The organism is Mesorhizobium sp. RCAM 06353, assembly GCF_059683585.1.
In genome coordinates this window covers 132,702-149,386 of the sequence record NZ_CM185031.1, presented here as the reverse complement: position 1 = coordinate 149,386, position 16,685 = coordinate 132,702, and the positions used below count along the sequence as shown (strand labels likewise).

General features: G+C 63.2%; 11 protein-coding genes. 4 read left to right on the top strand and 7 right to left on the bottom strand.

Features of this window, described 5'->3' with window-relative positions:
- The first annotated feature begins 111 nt into the window (after positions 1-111).
- Positions 112-816, top strand: a complete 705-nt coding sequence (locus AC56QX_RS00570) for a peroxiredoxin-like family protein (protein ID WP_096454068.1) — start codon at positions 112-114, stop codon at positions 814-816.
- On the opposite strand, the gene AC56QX_RS00565 is transcribed toward AC56QX_RS00570, so the two are convergent.
- Together AC56QX_RS00565 and AC56QX_RS00560 are read right to left on the bottom strand one after the other, a co-directional pair.
- The gene (locus AC56QX_RS00565; protein WP_497113220.1) at positions 800-1,705 is read right to left on the bottom strand and encodes a LysR family transcriptional regulator; all 906 of its coding nucleotides are present in this window, start codon (positions 1,703-1,705) and stop codon (positions 800-802) included. The genes AC56QX_RS00570 and AC56QX_RS00565 overlap by 17 nt on opposite strands.
- Positions 1,706-1,851: 146 nt before the next feature.
- Positions 1,852-2,742: a LysR family transcriptional regulator gene (locus AC56QX_RS00560; protein ID WP_497113218.1), complete on the bottom strand. Its 891-nt coding sequence runs from the start codon at positions 2,740-2,742 to the stop codon at positions 1,852-1,854.
- A 110-nt stretch (positions 2,743-2,852) separates the two neighbouring features.
- Between AC56QX_RS00560 and AC56QX_RS00555 the strand changes: the two genes are divergently transcribed.
- The 3 genes from AC56QX_RS00555 to AC56QX_RS00545 are packed head-to-tail and all read left to right on the top strand — an operon-like array spanning position 2,853 to position 4,770.
- Positions 2,853-3,029: a hypothetical protein gene (locus tag AC56QX_RS00555; RefSeq protein ID WP_497113217.1), complete on the top strand. Its 177-nt coding sequence runs from the start codon at positions 2,853-2,855 to the stop codon at positions 3,027-3,029.
- Positions 3,019-3,519, top strand: coding sequence for a peroxiredoxin-like family protein (locus AC56QX_RS00550; RefSeq protein ID WP_497113215.1), 501 nt, complete (start codon positions 3,019-3,021; stop codon positions 3,517-3,519). Before AC56QX_RS00555 ends, AC56QX_RS00550 begins: the two co-directional genes overlap by 11 nt.
- A 9-nt stretch (positions 3,520-3,528) precedes the next feature.
- Positions 3,529-4,770, top strand: coding sequence for an MFS transporter (locus tag AC56QX_RS00545; RefSeq protein ID WP_497113214.1), 1,242 nt, complete (start codon positions 3,529-3,531; stop codon positions 4,768-4,770).
- Between the two features lie 192 nt (positions 4,771-4,962).
- Here AC56QX_RS00545 and AC56QX_RS00540 read toward each other — a convergent pair whose 3' ends face one another.
- The 5 genes from AC56QX_RS00540 to AC56QX_RS00520 form a co-directional block, all read right to left on the bottom strand.
- A complete protein-coding gene (locus tag AC56QX_RS00540) occupies positions 4,963-5,715 on the bottom strand; it encodes a GGDEF domain-containing protein (protein WP_497113212.1) in 753 nt (250 codons plus the stop codon).
- A 142-nt stretch (positions 5,716-5,857) separates the two neighbouring features.
- A complete protein-coding gene (locus AC56QX_RS00535) occupies positions 5,858-6,580 on the bottom strand; it encodes a thermonuclease family protein (RefSeq protein WP_497113211.1) in 723 nt (240 codons plus the stop codon).
- Positions 6,581-6,598: 18 nt separating this feature from the next.
- Positions 6,599-7,798: a type 1 periplasmic-binding domain-containing protein gene (locus AC56QX_RS00530; RefSeq protein ID WP_497113209.1), complete on the bottom strand. Its 1,200-nt coding sequence runs from the start codon at positions 7,796-7,798 to the stop codon at positions 6,599-6,601.
- Positions 7,799-8,146: 348 nt separating this feature from the next.
- Positions 8,147-8,515, bottom strand: coding sequence for a hypothetical protein (locus tag AC56QX_RS00525; protein WP_497113207.1), 369 nt, complete (start codon positions 8,513-8,515; stop codon positions 8,147-8,149).
- 26 nt (positions 8,516-8,541) lie between these two features.
- Complete coding sequence (locus AC56QX_RS00520; RefSeq protein ID WP_497113205.1) at positions 8,542-16,380, bottom strand: beta strand repeat-containing protein; 7,839 nt, start codon at positions 16,378-16,380, stop codon at positions 8,542-8,544.
- Positions 16,381-16,685: the final 305 nt, after the last annotated feature.

Below are 16,685 nucleotides of genomic sequence, written 5' to 3'. Positions count from 1 at the left end.
CGAACGTCTCCTGCGGTGATGCACGCGCGGCATCAAAACCATGCGAGAAAAACATGGCCGTGGCGGCGGGGCTTCGATGATAGGCTACATCCGACCTATGAAAGCGCGGAAATGGGCGTCGACGATCAATCAATGACATTTGAACAGTCCGTCCAGGCTGCCATAGAACTCGATGCCCCTCTGAACGAGCGGCTGGCGGTGATTGCAACCGCGGTGCGCCGGCTCAACCCAGGTTTCGCCGATGCGGTGGACCGCCTGGTGGCGCGCCTCGAACAGCAAGAGGCCGGAGCGATGGCGCCGGCTCCCGGCGAAGTCATGCCGGCATTCCTGCTACCTAACGACGAGGGCAGACTGGTTGGTCTGGGAGAGATCCTTCTCCAGGGGCCGGCCGTGATCACTTTTCAACGCGGACATTGGTGTCCCTATTGCCGGTTGAATGCGATCGGAATCGTCGAAGCTCAGCAGGAGATTGCGACGCTGGGCGGGCAGGTCGTGGCAATTATGCCTGAACGGCGCAGGTTCGCGAAAGCGATGAAGGCGGCCGTGGGTGCCAACTTTCCGTTCCTGACCGACATGGACAACGGCTATGCCCTCTCGCTTAATCTTGCGATCTGGATCGGGACCGAAATGGAACGGTTGATGGGGGTTGCGTATGATCTGCCAAACTACCAAGGCAACGCCAGCTGGTTCCTGCCGATCCCCGCGACTTTCGTGGTTGGCACGAACGGAGTGATCACGGATCGCTTCGTCGATCCTGACTACCGTCGGCGCATGGACATCGATGACTTGATCGCGGCGCTCAGGCGGGCTCGCTGACGCCGAAGGTCGACCAGTCGGTCGACCGCAACAGGTTGAGCAACGTCGTAGCCACTGGTGACCGGTGTCGGCCGGCGACCGCGTATGCGGCGACGATCCGCGAAATGTCCAAGTCACGCAGCTTGAGCCTGCGGACATTGGGCGAATGCGGTGCTGTCGCCGAGACAAAGCCTACCCCGGCGTTGGCCTCCAGCAGTGCGAGCAAATCCTGATCGGTCTCCACCTCATGCGCGGTTCGGGGCGCCACCCCCTTTGCCGCAAGGTTGCGCGACAACTCCTCGCTCGTTTCCCAGTCGATTCGGCTGAGCACGGGCTCCGCTGCCAGCTGGCTCAGCGCGACCTCTGCCTCGTTGCGGCGGGCCAACGGGTGATCGGAATTCACGACAAGCTCTATTCCCTCCTGGAAGAGCGGCCAGGCGTCGAGCCGGTCCCAGGCTTGCCCCAGAACACCGGCAACCGCCAGTTCGGCCCCGCCGTTCTTGAGGGCTTCGACGACAGCGGTCGGCGAACCGCGACTGATCTTGAGATGCACTCCAGGGTAGGCCCGGAAAAGCTCGGTGAATGGCGAAACCAGCAGCGCTATGTTGACGCTGTTGGAAATGGTGACGTTGAGCGGAGCGACGTCACTGCTTTGCACTGCCTTTGCAAGAGACTTTGCGGAGGTGGCAGCATCGTAACATTGTTGCAGCAGGGGCAGCATGCGCCGGCCAAGCTCGGTCAGATGGGAATGCTGACGTTCACGCCGAAGCAGCTCCCCGCCCAATTCGTCTTCAAGGGTCTTGATTGCGCGCGTCAGGGCCGGCTGCGTGACATTGCACTCTTCCGCTGCTCTGGTGAAATTAAGCGTGTTGGACAGGGCCAAAAAATAGCGGACCTGCTGCATCTCCATGAATTTTCGCCCCCTCAGCGAAATGGCCTATCAGCGATGGTGCATATTCGAAGATTAACGCAATAAACCGTTTTCAGCAAAGTCGCCTGCACCATGGTGCGAATGGCTGCCGACGGCAAGACAATCACGACTCTGACAATCCAGAGTCATGACGAACCGAGCGATCTGCTCAGCCAATCGGAAAATCCCCTTGCCCGCTTGCTTGGCTGGCGCCCGGCCGGGAACAGGACGTGGATGGGGATGGTCGGCAGCGGAAACTCCGGCAGCAGCCGGCAAAGGCGACCATCCGCAAGTTCGGCGTCGAACATCCAGCCGGACCCAAAGGCCACGCCAAGTCCGGCCAGCACGCAGGCGGTGACGCCGGCCGAGCTCGAGACCCGGATGCGCGGGCTTTCCGGCAGGGTAAAGCTGGCTTCCGGGTCAATCAGCTCCTGAAAGGTCGCGCCGGTGCTGTCCGAAGGGCCGAAAATGACCTCGTGCTGAACCAGATCGCCAGGGCTGTGCGGCATGCCATGCCGGGCGATGTAGTCCGATGAGGCCACCAGCAGTCTCGGCGTCTGCCCAACCTTGCGCGCCATCAGGCTGGAACTGTCGAGCAGACCAAGTCTGACCGCGACATCGGCGCCTTCCTCAACAAGGCTGCGACGGCGATCGTCCATCATCAACTCGACGGAAAGGTTGGGATGCTCCGCGAGAAGGCCGGGCAGCCGCGGAATGAGCGCACGCATGGCGAAAGTGACAGACAGTTCGACGCGCAGCAGCCCGCGCAACTCCTCATTGCCGGCAGCGGTGTCGGCCGCCGCCCCAAGCTCGGCGAGCAACGGCCGGATCTGTTCGAGATACCCATGCCCCGCCTCGGTCAGCCCGACCTTCCGGCTGGTGCGGACGAGGAGGCGGGCGCCGATGCGCGCCTCCAGATCGTTCAGGATCCGCGACACCGAGGGTTGCGACAGGCCGATTTCGCGGGCGACCTGGGAGAGGTTGCCGCGCTCCGCCACCCGCACGAACACTTCCAGTTCCTGGAGTCGGTCAGCCATCCACTTTCCGAATGATTGCTATCCTTTCCGGCAGGCTACCCCTGTTTTGGGAAATAGGCGAGGACGTTTCCGCCGCTGCGAGAGCGGTGAGAAATCTTCGGAGTAATCCCATGTCGCTTCAAGACAAGCTTGATGCCTTCAAAGCCGACTTTGAGAGCAAGAAGGCGCCCAGACAGGCGGTCGAGATCATGCATCGCGCCACCGCCGAGCTTATCGCTTCCGGTCAGGCCGATCGGCACCCTGGGGGTCGGTGCTGTCGCCCCTTCCTTCACATTGATGGAGGCTGACGGCGGCCTCGTTTCGTCGGCCGACTTGCTGGCGCGCGGCCCGCTGGTGCTCAGCTTTTACCGCGGCGTCTGGTGCCCCTATTGCAACATCGAACTTGGCGCACTGCAGGAGGCCTGGCCGGCAATCAGTGCCACCGGCGCGCGGCTGGTCTCTATCTCCCCGCAAGCGCCGGCGAACGGTCGCAAGGCCAAGCGCGACAAGCAGGTCACCTTCCCGATGCTGAGCGATCCGAACGGCGAGGTCGCCAGCGCCTTTGGCCTGCGCTTCCGCCTGCCCGACGATCTGATCGCGCTTTACAAGAGCTTCGGCGTCGATCTGCCTGCTATCAACGAAGACCCGTCATGGACATTGCCGATGCCGGCACGGTTCGTGATCAGACGTGACGGCATCATCGTCTATGCGGAAGTTAGCCCGGATTACACAATCCGGCCCGACCCGGCCGGTCTGCTTCCGCTGCTGAAGCGGTTGCAGAACGCTGTCACCGTCTGAGACGGCCAGATGGAACCGATGGCAGCCGCGAACCCGGCCGGCATTGGCGCCGGCCGGCGCTGGTCGATGCTGGCGCTGATTTGCGCCGGCGCCTTCCTGCCGATGACCGCCTGGTTTTCGGCAACCGCAATCGCGTCGCAGCTGACGCAAGTCTGGGGGCTGTCGCCGGCGCAAGGCGCCTGGATCACAGGCGCCGTGCAGGTCGGCTTTGCGGTTGGCGCGCTCGCCTCCAGCATTGCCGGCCTGCTGGACGTCGTCTCGCTTCGCAAGGTGATCGGCATCAGCGCCCTGGTCACGGCCATTGCCAATCTCTGCCTGCTGTTCGCGCCATCCATCGGCTTGCTGCTGCTTGCCCGCTTTGCCACCGGCGTTGCCCTGGCAGGCGTCTATCCACCGGCGCTCAAACTGGTTTCGACCTGGTTCCGCCGCGGGCGTGGCATGGCACTGGGTGCCTTGCTCGCGGCGCTGACGCTCGGATCGGCGTTTCCGCATCTGCTGTCCGCACTTGCAGCCGATGTCGCCTGGCAGGATGTCATCGTGGCGACGTCGCTGGCTGCATTGGCCGGCGCAATCCTGATCCTGTGTCTTGGCAGTGAAGGCCCTTATCCCTTCGCCAAATCGACCTTTGACCCCCGCCACATCCGGGCGGTCCTGCAGAACCGCCCACTGGCGCTCGCCAATCTCGGCTATCTCGGCCACATGTGGGAGCTTTATGCCATGTGGGGCTGGATGCTGGCCTATATCAGGGCGGGAAGCCCCGGCCTTGGCATCGATGGCCCAAGGACGGCGTCCCTGCTTGCTTTCCTTATCGTGGCGTCGGGTGGGATCGGCTCGATCCTGGGCGGGATTGTCGCCGACCGCATCGGCCGCACGGCAACGGCAGCAATGATGATGACGCTTTCGGGATTTTGTGCGCTGACGATCGGCCTGACGTTCGACGGACCGCTTTGGCTGTTCATCGCCATCGCCGTTCTTTGGGGGATGACCGTCATCGGCGATTCCGCCCAGTTTTCCGCCATGACCACCGAATTGAGCGACCCGCGCTATGTCGGAACGGCGCTTTCCCTGCAGCTGAGCGTCGGCATCGCGCTCACCTTCCTCTCGATCCACCTGACCTCACTGGTGGCGGAGACCTTCGGCTGGCGCTGGAGCTTTCTGGTCCTCGCGCCCGGCCCGCTGTTTGGCGTCAGCGCCATGCTGGCGCTGCGCCGGTTGCCGGCTGCGCGACTAATAGCGCATGGACTGATGTAAACGTTCAGCGGGTGCTGGCCTTAATACCGCACGGGACCCGCCTTTCGTGGCCATTTTGGCGGTCGTCACAGTGTTACAAAAAGTCTTGTAAGATATTGATTTTATTAATGCAAGTCAGAGTTCAATCCTCTCTCGCAGCACCAGTCTATCCCTGGTTTCGTGAATTTTCCTGCTTCAGCGCCTTGGCTGTTATCAGCTGTGGAGATGCGCCAGTTCAAAGCCGGCTTCATCCTGCGCGTCGGACAGGTGCTGTTCGGCGGACCGGAATATGTCCGAGAACTCCATCTCGTTTTCCAACATCACGCCGCCGACCTTGATGGTGAGGACATCCTCGGTGCCTTTTGGCGCGAAATAGACTTGCGCGACACGCGTGCGGATACGCTCGCCGATTTCCTTAGCCTCTGCTTCGGTCGCGCCGGAGAGGAAAACCCCGAACATCGAGGCTCCGATGCGCCCGATCAGGTCCTCCTCGCGCACCGACGACTGGATGGTCGAGACGATGAGCCGCAAGGCCTCGTCGCCCCATTCAAGGCCAAAGCGCATGTTGATGGACCGAAGGTGCTCCGGGTGAATGACCAGGAAGGCGCCGGAGCGTGGGCCTGGCCCCGATCGCCTGGCTGCCCGTCGTTCCATCATCGATGTGAAAACCGGCCCGTTCAGGCAGCCCGTCAAGCTGTCATACGTCCCGGACCTGTTGAGTTCCTGCCGGTATCGGCTGATTTCGACCCGATTCCAGCCGATCAGCGCGAAAAGCGGCAGGCCGATGATCACCGGCAGCAGCCCCGCGGTAATCATGCTGCGGGCGAACGGCGTCAGCGCGTCGCTGAACAGGAGCAGGTAGTTGAGGCCAAGGGACAGGCCGAGGCTCCCGGCGGTTCCCAGCAATGTCAGCCACGCGACGTGCTTCCAGGGCCGGGCAGTGGTGGTCGCCATTGGTCTGGTCATGGGCCAATCTCCTGTCAGATCGGCTGGTATAAGGCCTGCCTGCCGTAATTTCGGTTTCGCCGAACCGTACAATTTGATGGAAAAAAGCCGAATGGCGTCTTCACCAGGCGCGACTTCGGCAACCGGGACAGTTCCTTCCAGCCTATCGCGGCGGCCCGAAGACACCCATCCCGGCATTCCTGGCAATTGCTTCCGCCTTGCCATAGATGCCGTTTGGCAGCGCCATTGCCCAGCCATTGGCGACGAGCCAGGCGCCGACATCCTGCTTGCCCAGCCGGCACGGTGCGGCGATGGCGAAGCGCTCGGTTTCTGGCGGCAGAAAACAGTTCAGCGCGCGCCCACGCAGCCAGGCATTGAAGGCCGCGCGAGCCCGCAGGCCGCAGGGCCAGGTCTCGTCGCGAAACGAACAGGTCTGGTCCACGTCGATGTCCTGAGCCCCGCTGATGACCACCGTCCACCCCATCGATTCGAACGTCGCCGACGACGTTGCAACCGGACGGTAGAGCAGGGTTTCGCGCCAGTCTTTCGGCATGGGTGTTTTGGGGCGCACGGCGAGGCCGAGTTCACCGAGCGGCGGCCGGGCCTCGACCCGCTCGATTTCCGACGCGTCGATCGGCGGCGGGGCGATAAGGCTCTCGGCAATCCGCCGTGCCGGTCCCCGCAATTGTTCCTCGGGAATGGCCGAGCCCGCCTGATTTTCTTGCTTGTCGGCAATTTCCGGGGACGGCGCAGGGACGGGCCGGTCGAGAGAAAGCAAGGCTCCGGCCCGCATGATCAGGAGAATTCCGACCACGAGCTCGAGGCCCCCGATCGCGGTCACCAGGCGGGCATGCCAGCCCATCAGGCCAGCGCAGCGTTCGAGCAAGGTCCCGCCGGCAGCCGGTCAGAAACCCGACGTCGATTTGGCAACCAGTTTGAGCGCACCCTTTTGAATCCGATAGAATGGCATCGACCTTTGGCTGGAGCCGTCAGCGCGAAAACGGAACAAACCTGTCGATCCGCGAAACCCACTGGGGTTTTCGAGCACCTGTTTGCTGAAGCCATCGGGTCCGACCGCGCTGGCAATCCCTGCCGTAAGGGCAACCATATCATAGGCATAGGCCACATTGACGTCGGCCGGGTAGTTGTATGCCGTCCCAAAGCGGTCGGCGATCGGTCCGGTTTCGCTTGGATCGAGCGTGGCGATGTATGCTCCCTCGAATAGCGGGTCCATGGGGTGCTCCAGCCATCGGTCCGTTCCGACGACTGAGATTGCTTTTCCCGGAATACCCTTTGATTTGAGGGCGGCAAGGACAGGCGCGGGGCTGTCATCGCCGCTGGCAACGATGACTGCGTCGGGAGTGTCCACGAGTGAACCCATCTGGTCGACCGCCTTGGCGCCACCGTCGCCGGCCGAATACGGCACAGTGACCGCGAGCGTCGCGCCATAGATGCTGAGGCCGTTCGCTACCCGTTTCTCCACGGCGCTGGCGTTCGAGCCTTCCGCGACAAGCAATACGAACTTCTTGCCGCCCTTCGCGGCGAGCCCCGCGGCACCCGCCGCGGCGCTGTCGGCTTCGCTCAGGCGCACGGCGTAAACGCCGGCGCCGCCGGCAAAATTGTCGGCAAGTGCCAGAACCGGCGGCCGCTTCGATCCCGACAGCGTGGCAATATGCTGGGCAGCCGCCAGTTCGGTCGGGCCGATGACGACTTTTGACCCCGTCGTTATGGCCTGCACCGCCAGTTTGCTGGCCTGTGCGTTGTCGCCTTTCGTGTCCTCTACGGCCAGCGTCAGCAATCCATTGCCGATATCGGTCATCGCCAGCTTGGCGCCGTCGAGCATCTTCCTGCCGTTTTCCCCCGACGTCCCGGGAGCGGACAAGGGCAGCAACATCGTGATTTTGGTCGAACCGGTGCCGAGCGACTGGCTCGCCTGGGCCGGACCGGCACCAGCGGCGCCATTCTGTCCGGCAGGCGCGGCGATCGCGGCCGGGTCGAGCACTTCGGAAACGCCGCCTTTCGACTGGCAGCCCGACAATGCCATGGCGAGCGCCAAGGCGATTGCCCAGGTCTGCGGACCGCGGCCCTGCCGGCCAGCTTCCATGATCGCTCCACCCCGTCTGCCGCCGGTATTTCCCGGTCTGGTCTTCAAGTCATGTTACGGCGGACTTGCCGTGTCGTCTTGCTGTTCTTTGATGCGTGTTTAGCCGTCGAAAGGCCGGCTCTCATGGCCATGATCCGTCTGGCTTGCCCGGCGGACGGATCATCGGCGCATTTCATCTATCGTGGCCTGGGCACGAAGATGCGGCCCACGCAAACGGCAAAGGCCTAGCCAGCTGGCGCCGGCCTGCGAGGCAAACAGATCAAGGCTGGCCAAAGCGATCGTTGCGGCGATCGCCCTCAAGATTGATCCGTCTGATATCATGATGGCCAACAGGCGCGGCCCATCCGGTCAGTGCATGTACTCAACCATGCGATCGTGGAAACACTCGCATTTGTTGAGCGTGTCTTCGTCCTTGTAGTTCGTCTTCAGATAGCCATAGGCCATGCCGCAGGCGACCTTGGCTTCCGAGGCCCAGACGAAGGCCGGCCGCGATGAATTGATCCACTCGGAGCTGTTGGCGACGGCGACCGATTCGTCCATCAGCTTCACCACCTGCTCCTTGAGGTCGACGATGTTGTCGTTCAGCACCAGGTTGGACGTGCCGACGGTACGGCAATAGTCGCCCGTTGGGCCTTCGATGATGTCGGCGGCTTCAAGCCCCGTCGCAACAATCGACAGCAGCCCGGCCCCAAAGGCCACTCGCAAAATTCTGTTCATGTTCCTGACCCCGTTCCTTTCGCCCCTTAGGCCACGTCCGTCTTGGTGCCGTGGCTGTCATCGTAAAGTATTTTCACCGCCTCGGCGGCGCTGTGGAATACGTAGTTCTCCAGCACGGCGACCGTATGGAAGTTGTCGCCGCCGCCATTCGTGTCGACCTTGACTTCGGCATTCGCCGCATTGGCCAAGGACTGCGAGATCTCCACAAAGCCGCCGGCTTCGAGGTCGGTGACGCCGGCCAGACCCTTCAGCAGCGAGGAGAGATCGATCTTGTCGCCGTTGGCGCCGTCGTGGAAGTCGGCGATCAGGTCGGCAACTTCGAGCGATCCGATGGCGAATGTCCTGGTGCCATCGGAGGCCACCGACGGCTGCGCGGGGGCAACCAGCGATGTATCGAGTTCCACCTCGATGTAGTTGCCGCTCGTGCCGTCTGCCATCTGGAACGTGCCGTTGCCGGTCACGGTCTGCCCGTCGATTTCGCCGACAGCCGGATGCGCTGCCGTGCTGATGGAGGCAATGCCATTGTCGGCGAGGTGCGACAATTCCCCGGCGTCGCTGCTGCCATTGGCATTGGCGTCCTTCCAGATCAGCAGGCTGCTGAACGCTGAGTCGTTGTGGTCGATGACCCCGTCATGGTTGCTGTCGAGTGACGCCAGTGCCGCCGCACCGCTGGCGAAATGGCCTCCATTGAAGTTCGGCGTGAACAGTTCGGTGCCGTCATCGATCTTGCCGTCATGGTTGAGGTCGATCGCCAGCATGCCGTCGTTCGAGGTGTTCCAGGCCAGTTGTTCCTTGGTGCCGTCGCCGTTCATGTCGAACTGAACGCCATGGCCGACGTCGGAGAAGGTAAAGCCATTGTGGTTCAGATCGAGGATGACGGGATCGACCGATCCCCCGATCAACGTGTTCAGGTTCGCCACCGTGACGTTCTGCAGATCGACCAACGCTCCGACGCCGGCATTCGTGGTTGTCTGGGTATAGACGTAGGTGTGGTTCACCCCTGAGATCGTTGCCGTGAAGGCGAGCGTCGCCCCGGCATTGCCGATGTCAGTGCCCATCAGATACTGGACAGCCGCGGCTACGCCCGACGTTGTGGTGATCGCCAAGGGCGAGGCGCCGGCATCGGTCCCGAAGAAACTGGCGATGCCATTCGTGACCGAATGGGACTCGACCGTGTCTCCGCCGATCGTCAGGACGGAGTCTCCTGCTCCATCGACGAGGCCGGCGGTCGCAGCCACCAGCGTACCGGGCAGGGTCAATTTGTCGGTCCCGGCGACGAAGTCGGTGATGATGTCATAGCCGGAGATCGTCCCAGTGTTGCCCGATCCGCCGATTGTCGGCGTCGAATCGCCGGTTCCGATCAGGAAGGTATCTGCGCCGGCTCCGCCTGTCAGGAAGTCGTTGCCGCCGCGTCCGATAATGGTGTCATTTCCACCGCCGCCGGACAGATGATCTATACCGGATGTTCCGTAAATCTGGTCGGCCGATGTGGTGCCATTCACGGTAATGCCGGGATCGCCTGGGTCGTGCGAGAAGAACGAGAAGCTGACGTTGCGGGCCTGGTAGTTGCCGCCATTGTTGTCGAAATAGGACAGGGTCCATGAATCGCCTGCGACCGGCGGGTGCGCGATCAAATAGTCGGCGAGCGTCGTGGAAGTCGCGTTGCCACTGGCATCAAGCAAGAAAACATGGTCGTAGTTGACAGTCGCCTTCATCAGGCCTGTGGTCGCGTCAAAGAACCAGCTCTGCTCGAATGTTCCGGCAGTCAGGTCATCTTCGACAACCGCAAAGTGGTTGGTGCCTATGATGATCTCAACCTGGACTTCTTGCTCGCGATGCGATCCTGCACTGGCGTCTCCGAACACGCCCGGATTCCGCTCCGATACTGGGATAGGCGTGGCAAAAGGCGTCTGCTGGAAGTCAGTATAGACCACTACTGTCGCGCCATGAGGATCGGCGTTTATGGCGCTCACCGTGGCTGCAGACAGGGTCAGCGTGGCGACCTGATCATTTCCCGATGTAAGCGGACTGCTGCCATTGCCAATCTGTGACGTGTCGCTGGGCAGGCTGGTAGGCGGCACTTCGTGGATGCCGACGGTCTGGGAGACATGGACAGTGCCGTCATAGACATCCAGCGACAGGTTGTTGTTGACCGTATCGGTCGCCGTCGCGGTCGGCTTGTAGACCAGATCATCCAGCAGGTTGATGCCGGCGGACGGATTGTAGAGCACGGTGCCAGTGGTCAGGGCGACATAGCTCACGCCGTTGAAATAGAACGTGCCGGTAGGGATCGTCCCCGTCGCGGTGACGATAAGGTTGTCGCCATCGGCATCCGTCGGGATGGTGACCAGCAGGGGATATCCGTTGGGATAGGTGGGCGTGCCCAAGGTTTGCTGCGCCGGGTCGCTGGACATCCAGTTATCGGTGTTGGCGACAACCGGTGCATCGTTGATGTCGGTCAGGTTGATGGTCAGCGTCGTGGTCGACAAGTCGCCGTCGCCGTCCTTGATGGTGTAGACGAACACGTCGGTCGTGTTCGAAGTGATGCTGTGGGCCGTCGACTGATAGGTGTAGGAGCCGTCTGCATTGAGATGCAGTGTGCCGTGCAGGCCTGCAATGTCGGTGCCTGCTCCCGTCGTCACCGCCGTGGTGGTGTCGCCACCCGCGGCGCGGGCGCCCACGACCCCGCCACCGGCGGCAAAGCCGTCGGCGCCGGCGACGTCATTGGCGAGCACGCCGGCCGCAGCATTGACGGTCAGCAGGGCGCCTTCGTTGACGTTGCCCGAATTGGCAACCGCGGTCGGCACGTCATCGACGATGTTGACGGTGATGGTTCCGGTGCTGGTGTTGCCGTTGGCGTCGGTAACCTTGTAGGTGAAGCTCTCGGCGCTCTCGGTGTTGGCGCCGTTGTTGGCATCCGGCGAGGTGTCGAAGGGCTTGGTCAGCGTATAGACATAGCTGCCATCGTCATTGACCTGGATGGTGCCATAGGTGCCTGCGGTCGCGGCGTTGCCGCCGCTGACCAGCTGGTAGTGCAGCGTGCCGACGCCGCCCGAGCCGTTGAGCTGGTTGGTCGCATCGGTCTCGGTGGTCAGCGCCGGCAGCGAGCCGGTTACGGTGCCGGCGGCCAGATCGGCGCCGGCCTTCACCAGGTCCAGCGCGGCTTCATTGACGGTCACATCGCTGTCGGCCGGTGCCGTGATGGTCACGTCCACCAGGTTGATGGTGAGCGTCGTCGTCGACAGGTCGCCGTCGCCGTCCTTGATGGTGTAGACGAACACGTCGGTGGTGTCGGCGGCGATGTTGTTGGCCGTCGACTGATAGGTGTAGGAGCCGTCTGCATTGAGATGCAGGGTGCCATGCAGGCCTGCAATGTCGGTGCCTGCTCCCGTCGTCACCGCCGTGGTGGTGTCGCCACCCGCGGCGCGGGCGCCCACAACCCCGCCACCGGCGGCAAAGCCGTCGGCGCCGGCGACGTCGTTGGCGAGCACGCCGGCCGCTGCCGCCACGGTCAGCAGGGCGCCTTCATTGACGCTGTTGGTGTCGAAGTTTGCCGTCGGCACGTCATCGACGACCTGGACGGTGAGGGTGCCTGGAGCCGAGACATCGCCATCGGTGTCGGTGACCGTGACGGTCATGCTGTCGAAGACGGAATCGGTGCCGGCAGCGGGATGGGTCTCGTTGTCGAGGAGCGTGTAGGTGTAGCTGACCTGTCCGGCATTGAAGCCGGTGATGGTGAGCGTGTTGCCGAGCGGTGTGGTGACGTCGATATGGACGGCCGCGCTGTTGGCGAGGGCGGCGGCCGAGATGGTCTGGCCGTTGACGGTGATCGAACCGATGCCGTCCGGCGAGGTGATGGAGAAGGTGCCGGTGTTGTGCTCCGACGGATCGCCGTCGGCGCCGGGTGCGGCGAGTTCGCCCGAGCCTTCCGAGCCGGAGCTTGCCGGCAGGCCCTTCTCGTAGACGGTGGTGTCGCCGCCGCCGTTCTGTGGCGTCAGGTCGCCGACGGTGGGCGTGGCGTCGCCGATCGAGATGGTGAGCGTGGTGTGCGACAGGTCGCCGTCACCATCCTTGATGGTGTAGGTGAAGACATCGTCATGGCCGCCTTGCGAGCCGGCATCACGTGTATAGGTGTAGGAGCCGTCGGCGCTGAGCGTCAGCTTGCCGTAGAGGCCCTGGATCTGGTTGCCGACATTGGCGTCTTCGCCGCCGGCCGTGGTGCCAACCGCAACGCCAACGACACCGCCCGCGGGTGCGGTGGTGGTGGCGCCGTCGGCGCCGAACACGTCATTGGTCAGCACCTGGCCGGTGACCGCCGCGAAGCTTCCGGAGGCAACGCTGTTGGTGTCGAAGTTTGCCGTCGGCACGTCATCGACGACCTGGACGGTGAGGGTGCCTGGAGCCGAGACATCGCCATCGGTGTCGGTGACCGTGACGGTCATGCTGTCGAAGACGGAATCGGTGCCGGCGGCGGGATGGGTCTCGTTGTCGAGGAGCGTGTAGGTGTAGCTGACCTGTCCGGCATTGAAGCCGGTGATGGTGAGCGTGTTGCCGAGCGGTGTGGTGACGTCGATATGGACGGCCGCGCTGTTGGCGAGGGCGGCGGCCGAGATGGTCTGGCCGTTGACGGTGATCGAACCGATGCCGTCCGGCGAGGTGATGGAGAAGGTGCCGGTGTTGTGCTCCGACGGATCGCCGTCGGCGCCGGGTGCGGCGAGTTCGCCCGAGCCTTCCGAGCCGGAGCTTGCCGGCAGGCCCTTCTCGTAGACGGTGGTGTCGCCGCCGCCGTTCTGTGGCGTCAGGTCGCCGACGGTGGGCGTGGCGTCGCCGATCGAGATGGTGAGCGTGGTGTGCGACAGGTCGCCGTCACCATCCTTGATGGTGTAGGTGAAGACATCGTCATGGCCGCCTTGCGAGCCGGCATCACGTGTATAGGTGTAGGAGCCGTCGGCGCTGAGCGTCAGCTTGCCGTAGAGGCCCTGGATCTGGTTGCCGACATTGGCGTCTTCGCCGCCGGCCGTGGTGCCAACCGCAACGCCAACGACACCGCCCGCGGGTGCGGTGGTGGTGGCGCCGTCGGCGCCGAACACGTCATTGGTCAGCACCTGGCCGGTGACCGCCGCGAAGCTTCCGGAGGCAACGCTGTTGGTGTCGAAGTTTGCCGTCGGCACGTCATCGACGACCTGGACGGTGAGGGTGCCTGGAGCCGAGACATCGCCATCGGTGTCGGTGACCGTGACGGTCATGCTGTCGAAGACGGAATCGGTGCCGGCGGCGGGATGGGTCTCGTTGTCGAGGAGCGTGTAGGTGTAGCTGACCTGTCCGGCATTGAAGCCGGTGATGGTGAGCGTGTTGCCGAGCGGTGTGGTGACGTCGATATGGACGGCCGCGCTGTTGGCGAGGGCGGCGGCCGAGATGGTCTGGCCGTTGACGGTGATCGAACCGATGCCGTCCGGCGAGGTGATGGAGAAGGTGCCGGTGTTGTGCTCCGACGGATCGCCGTCGGCGCCGGGTGCGGCGAGTTCGCCCGAGCCTTCCGAGCCGGAGCTTGCCGGCAGGCCCTTCTCGTAGACGGTGGTGTCGCCGCCGCCGTTCTGTGGCGTCAGGTCGCCGACGGTGGGCGTGGCGTCGCCGATCGAGATGGTGAGCGTGGTGTGCGACAGGTCGCCGTCACCATCCTTGATGGTGTAGGTGAAGACATCGTCATGGCCGCCTTGCGAGCCGGCATCACGTGTATAGGTGTAGGAGCCGTCGGCGCTGAGCGTCAGCTTGCCGTAGAGGCCCTGGATCTGGTTGCCGACATTGGCGTCTTCGCCGCCGGCCGTGGTGCCAACCGCAACGCCAACGACACCGCCCGCGGGTGCGGTGGTGGTGGCGCCGTCGGCGCCGAACACGTCATTGGTCAGCACCTGGCCGGTGACCGCCGCGAAGCTTCCGGAGGCAACGCTGTTGGTGTCGAAGTTTGCCGTCGGCACGTCATCGACGACCTGGACGGTGAGGGTGCCTGGAGCCGAGACATCGCCATCGGTGTCGGTGACCGTGACGGTCATGCTGTCGAAGACGGAATCGGTGCCGGCGGCGGGATGGGTCTCGTTGTCGAGGAGCGTGTAGGTGTAGCTGACCTGTCCGGCATTGAAGCCGGTGATGGTGAGCGTGTTGCCGAGCGGTGTGGTGACGTCGATATGGACGGCCGCGCTGTTGGCGAGGGCGGCGGCCGAGATGGTCTGGCCGTTGACGGTGATCGAACCGATGCCGTCCGGCGAGGTGATGGAGAAGGTGCCGGTGTTGTGCTCCGACGGATCGCCGTCGGCGCCGGGTGCGGCGAGTTCGCCCGAGCCTTCCGAGCCGGAGCTTGCCGGCAGGCCCTTCTCGTAGACGGTGGTGTCGCCGCCGCCGTTCTGTGGCGTCAGGTCGCCGACGGTGGGCGTGGCGTCGCCGATCGAGATGGTGAGCGTGGTGTGCGACAGGTCGCCGTCACCATCCTTGATGGTGTAGGTGAAGACATCGTCATGGCCGCCTTGCGAGCCGGCATCACGTGTATAGGTGTAGGAGCCGTCGGCGCTGAGCGTCAGCTTGCCGTAGAGGCCCTGGATCTGGTTGCCGACATTGGCGTCTTCGCCGCCGGCCGTGGTGCCAACCGCAACGCCAACGACACCGCCCGCAGCATCCTTGCCGTCGGCGCCGAACACGTCGTTCACGAACACATCGCCAGTGATCGCGGCATGGCTGCCGGACGGCACGTTGCCGATGTCGGCAGTGGCGGTCGGCACGTCGTCGACGATCTGGATCGACAGGGTGCCGGGAGCCGAGGTGTCGCCGTCGGTGTCGGTGACAATCACCGTCATATTGTCGAAGAGGGAATCGGTGCCTACACCGGGATGAGGTTCGCCATGGACGAGCGTGTAGCTGTAGCTCACCTGGCCGGTGCTGGCGTCGTAGCCGTTGATGGTCAGCGTGTTGCCGAGCGGTGTGGTGATGTTGATCGGCGTCGATGCGCTGTCGGCAAGGGCAGCGCCCGAAATCACCTGGCCGGCAATGGTCAGCGAGCCGACACCGTCGGGCGAGGTGATGGTGAAGGTGCCAGTGTTGATCTCGGACTGGTCGCTGTTGGGGGCGGGATTCTGCGCTTCGCCGGAGCCTTCCGAGCCGGAGCTTGCCGGCAGGCCTTTTTCATTGACGATGGTGTCGCCGCCATCGACGGAAGGCGTCAGGTCGATGATCGACGGAATGGAATTGGGCTTGATAAGAGACGGGAACAGTTCACGATGTTCCGGCTGGCCGAACGCCAGATCCGTCGGCGGCAAGAGTGCCGAAAGGCCGAATCCATCACCGATACCGCCGGGGGGAATCGAGAAGTCTCCGCCCGCACTCGACGTCGAACCGCCTGGGCCTGCCGATATGGAACCGTCGGCGCCGAAAGCAACGTCGACATGGCTGGCCTCGAGCGCGGCGATCAGGGCAACGCGCGGCACCTCGACGTCGCCGATGATGAAGGTCGGCACGTTCAGCGCGCCATCCTTGATGACAATTACCGAACCATCCGCCTGTTCGAGCACGAGGTTATGGCCGTCGACCTTGATGTTGTCGATCGAGACATTGGCGGGAAGTTTCACCACATTGCTGGCGTCGGCCACATATTCGTGCGGCGCGGCTGCCGCCGGCGCCTTCGCCTCGGCGGGTGTTTCCGGTTTGACGGGCGCGCCACTGCCGACATCGACGGGAACCGGTTCGGCTGCCGCCGGGGCGGCCTTTTGTGCCGGGGCTGCCTCGGCAACCTGGATCTGCGCCTGCGACGGCAGGCCGCTATGTTCGGAATGCTCGTCCCAAGAATGAGAGACGGTGTCCAAATCGTTACTGTTTGTCATGGCCAAACCCCTTCGGCATTTCCCGGAAAGAGACAGTGGCCACCTCTACTTTGCAACTATCATGCAATCCATTTCATATATTCTGATATGCTGGCTTCGGCATTTTTTACGCGTGGTAAACTCGAACCATATAACTGGATATACATAGGCTGTTATGCGATCCATCTGAGGTGGGATCGGCTCTGGTCGCTTGGTAAACAGAAGTATAAATTAGTATAAAATTTTACACAAAATAGGCGTTATCAAGTACTGGAAACTTATCCACCTTCCTTTCCAATAATTTGAGGCGGAATTGCTAGCGTCCA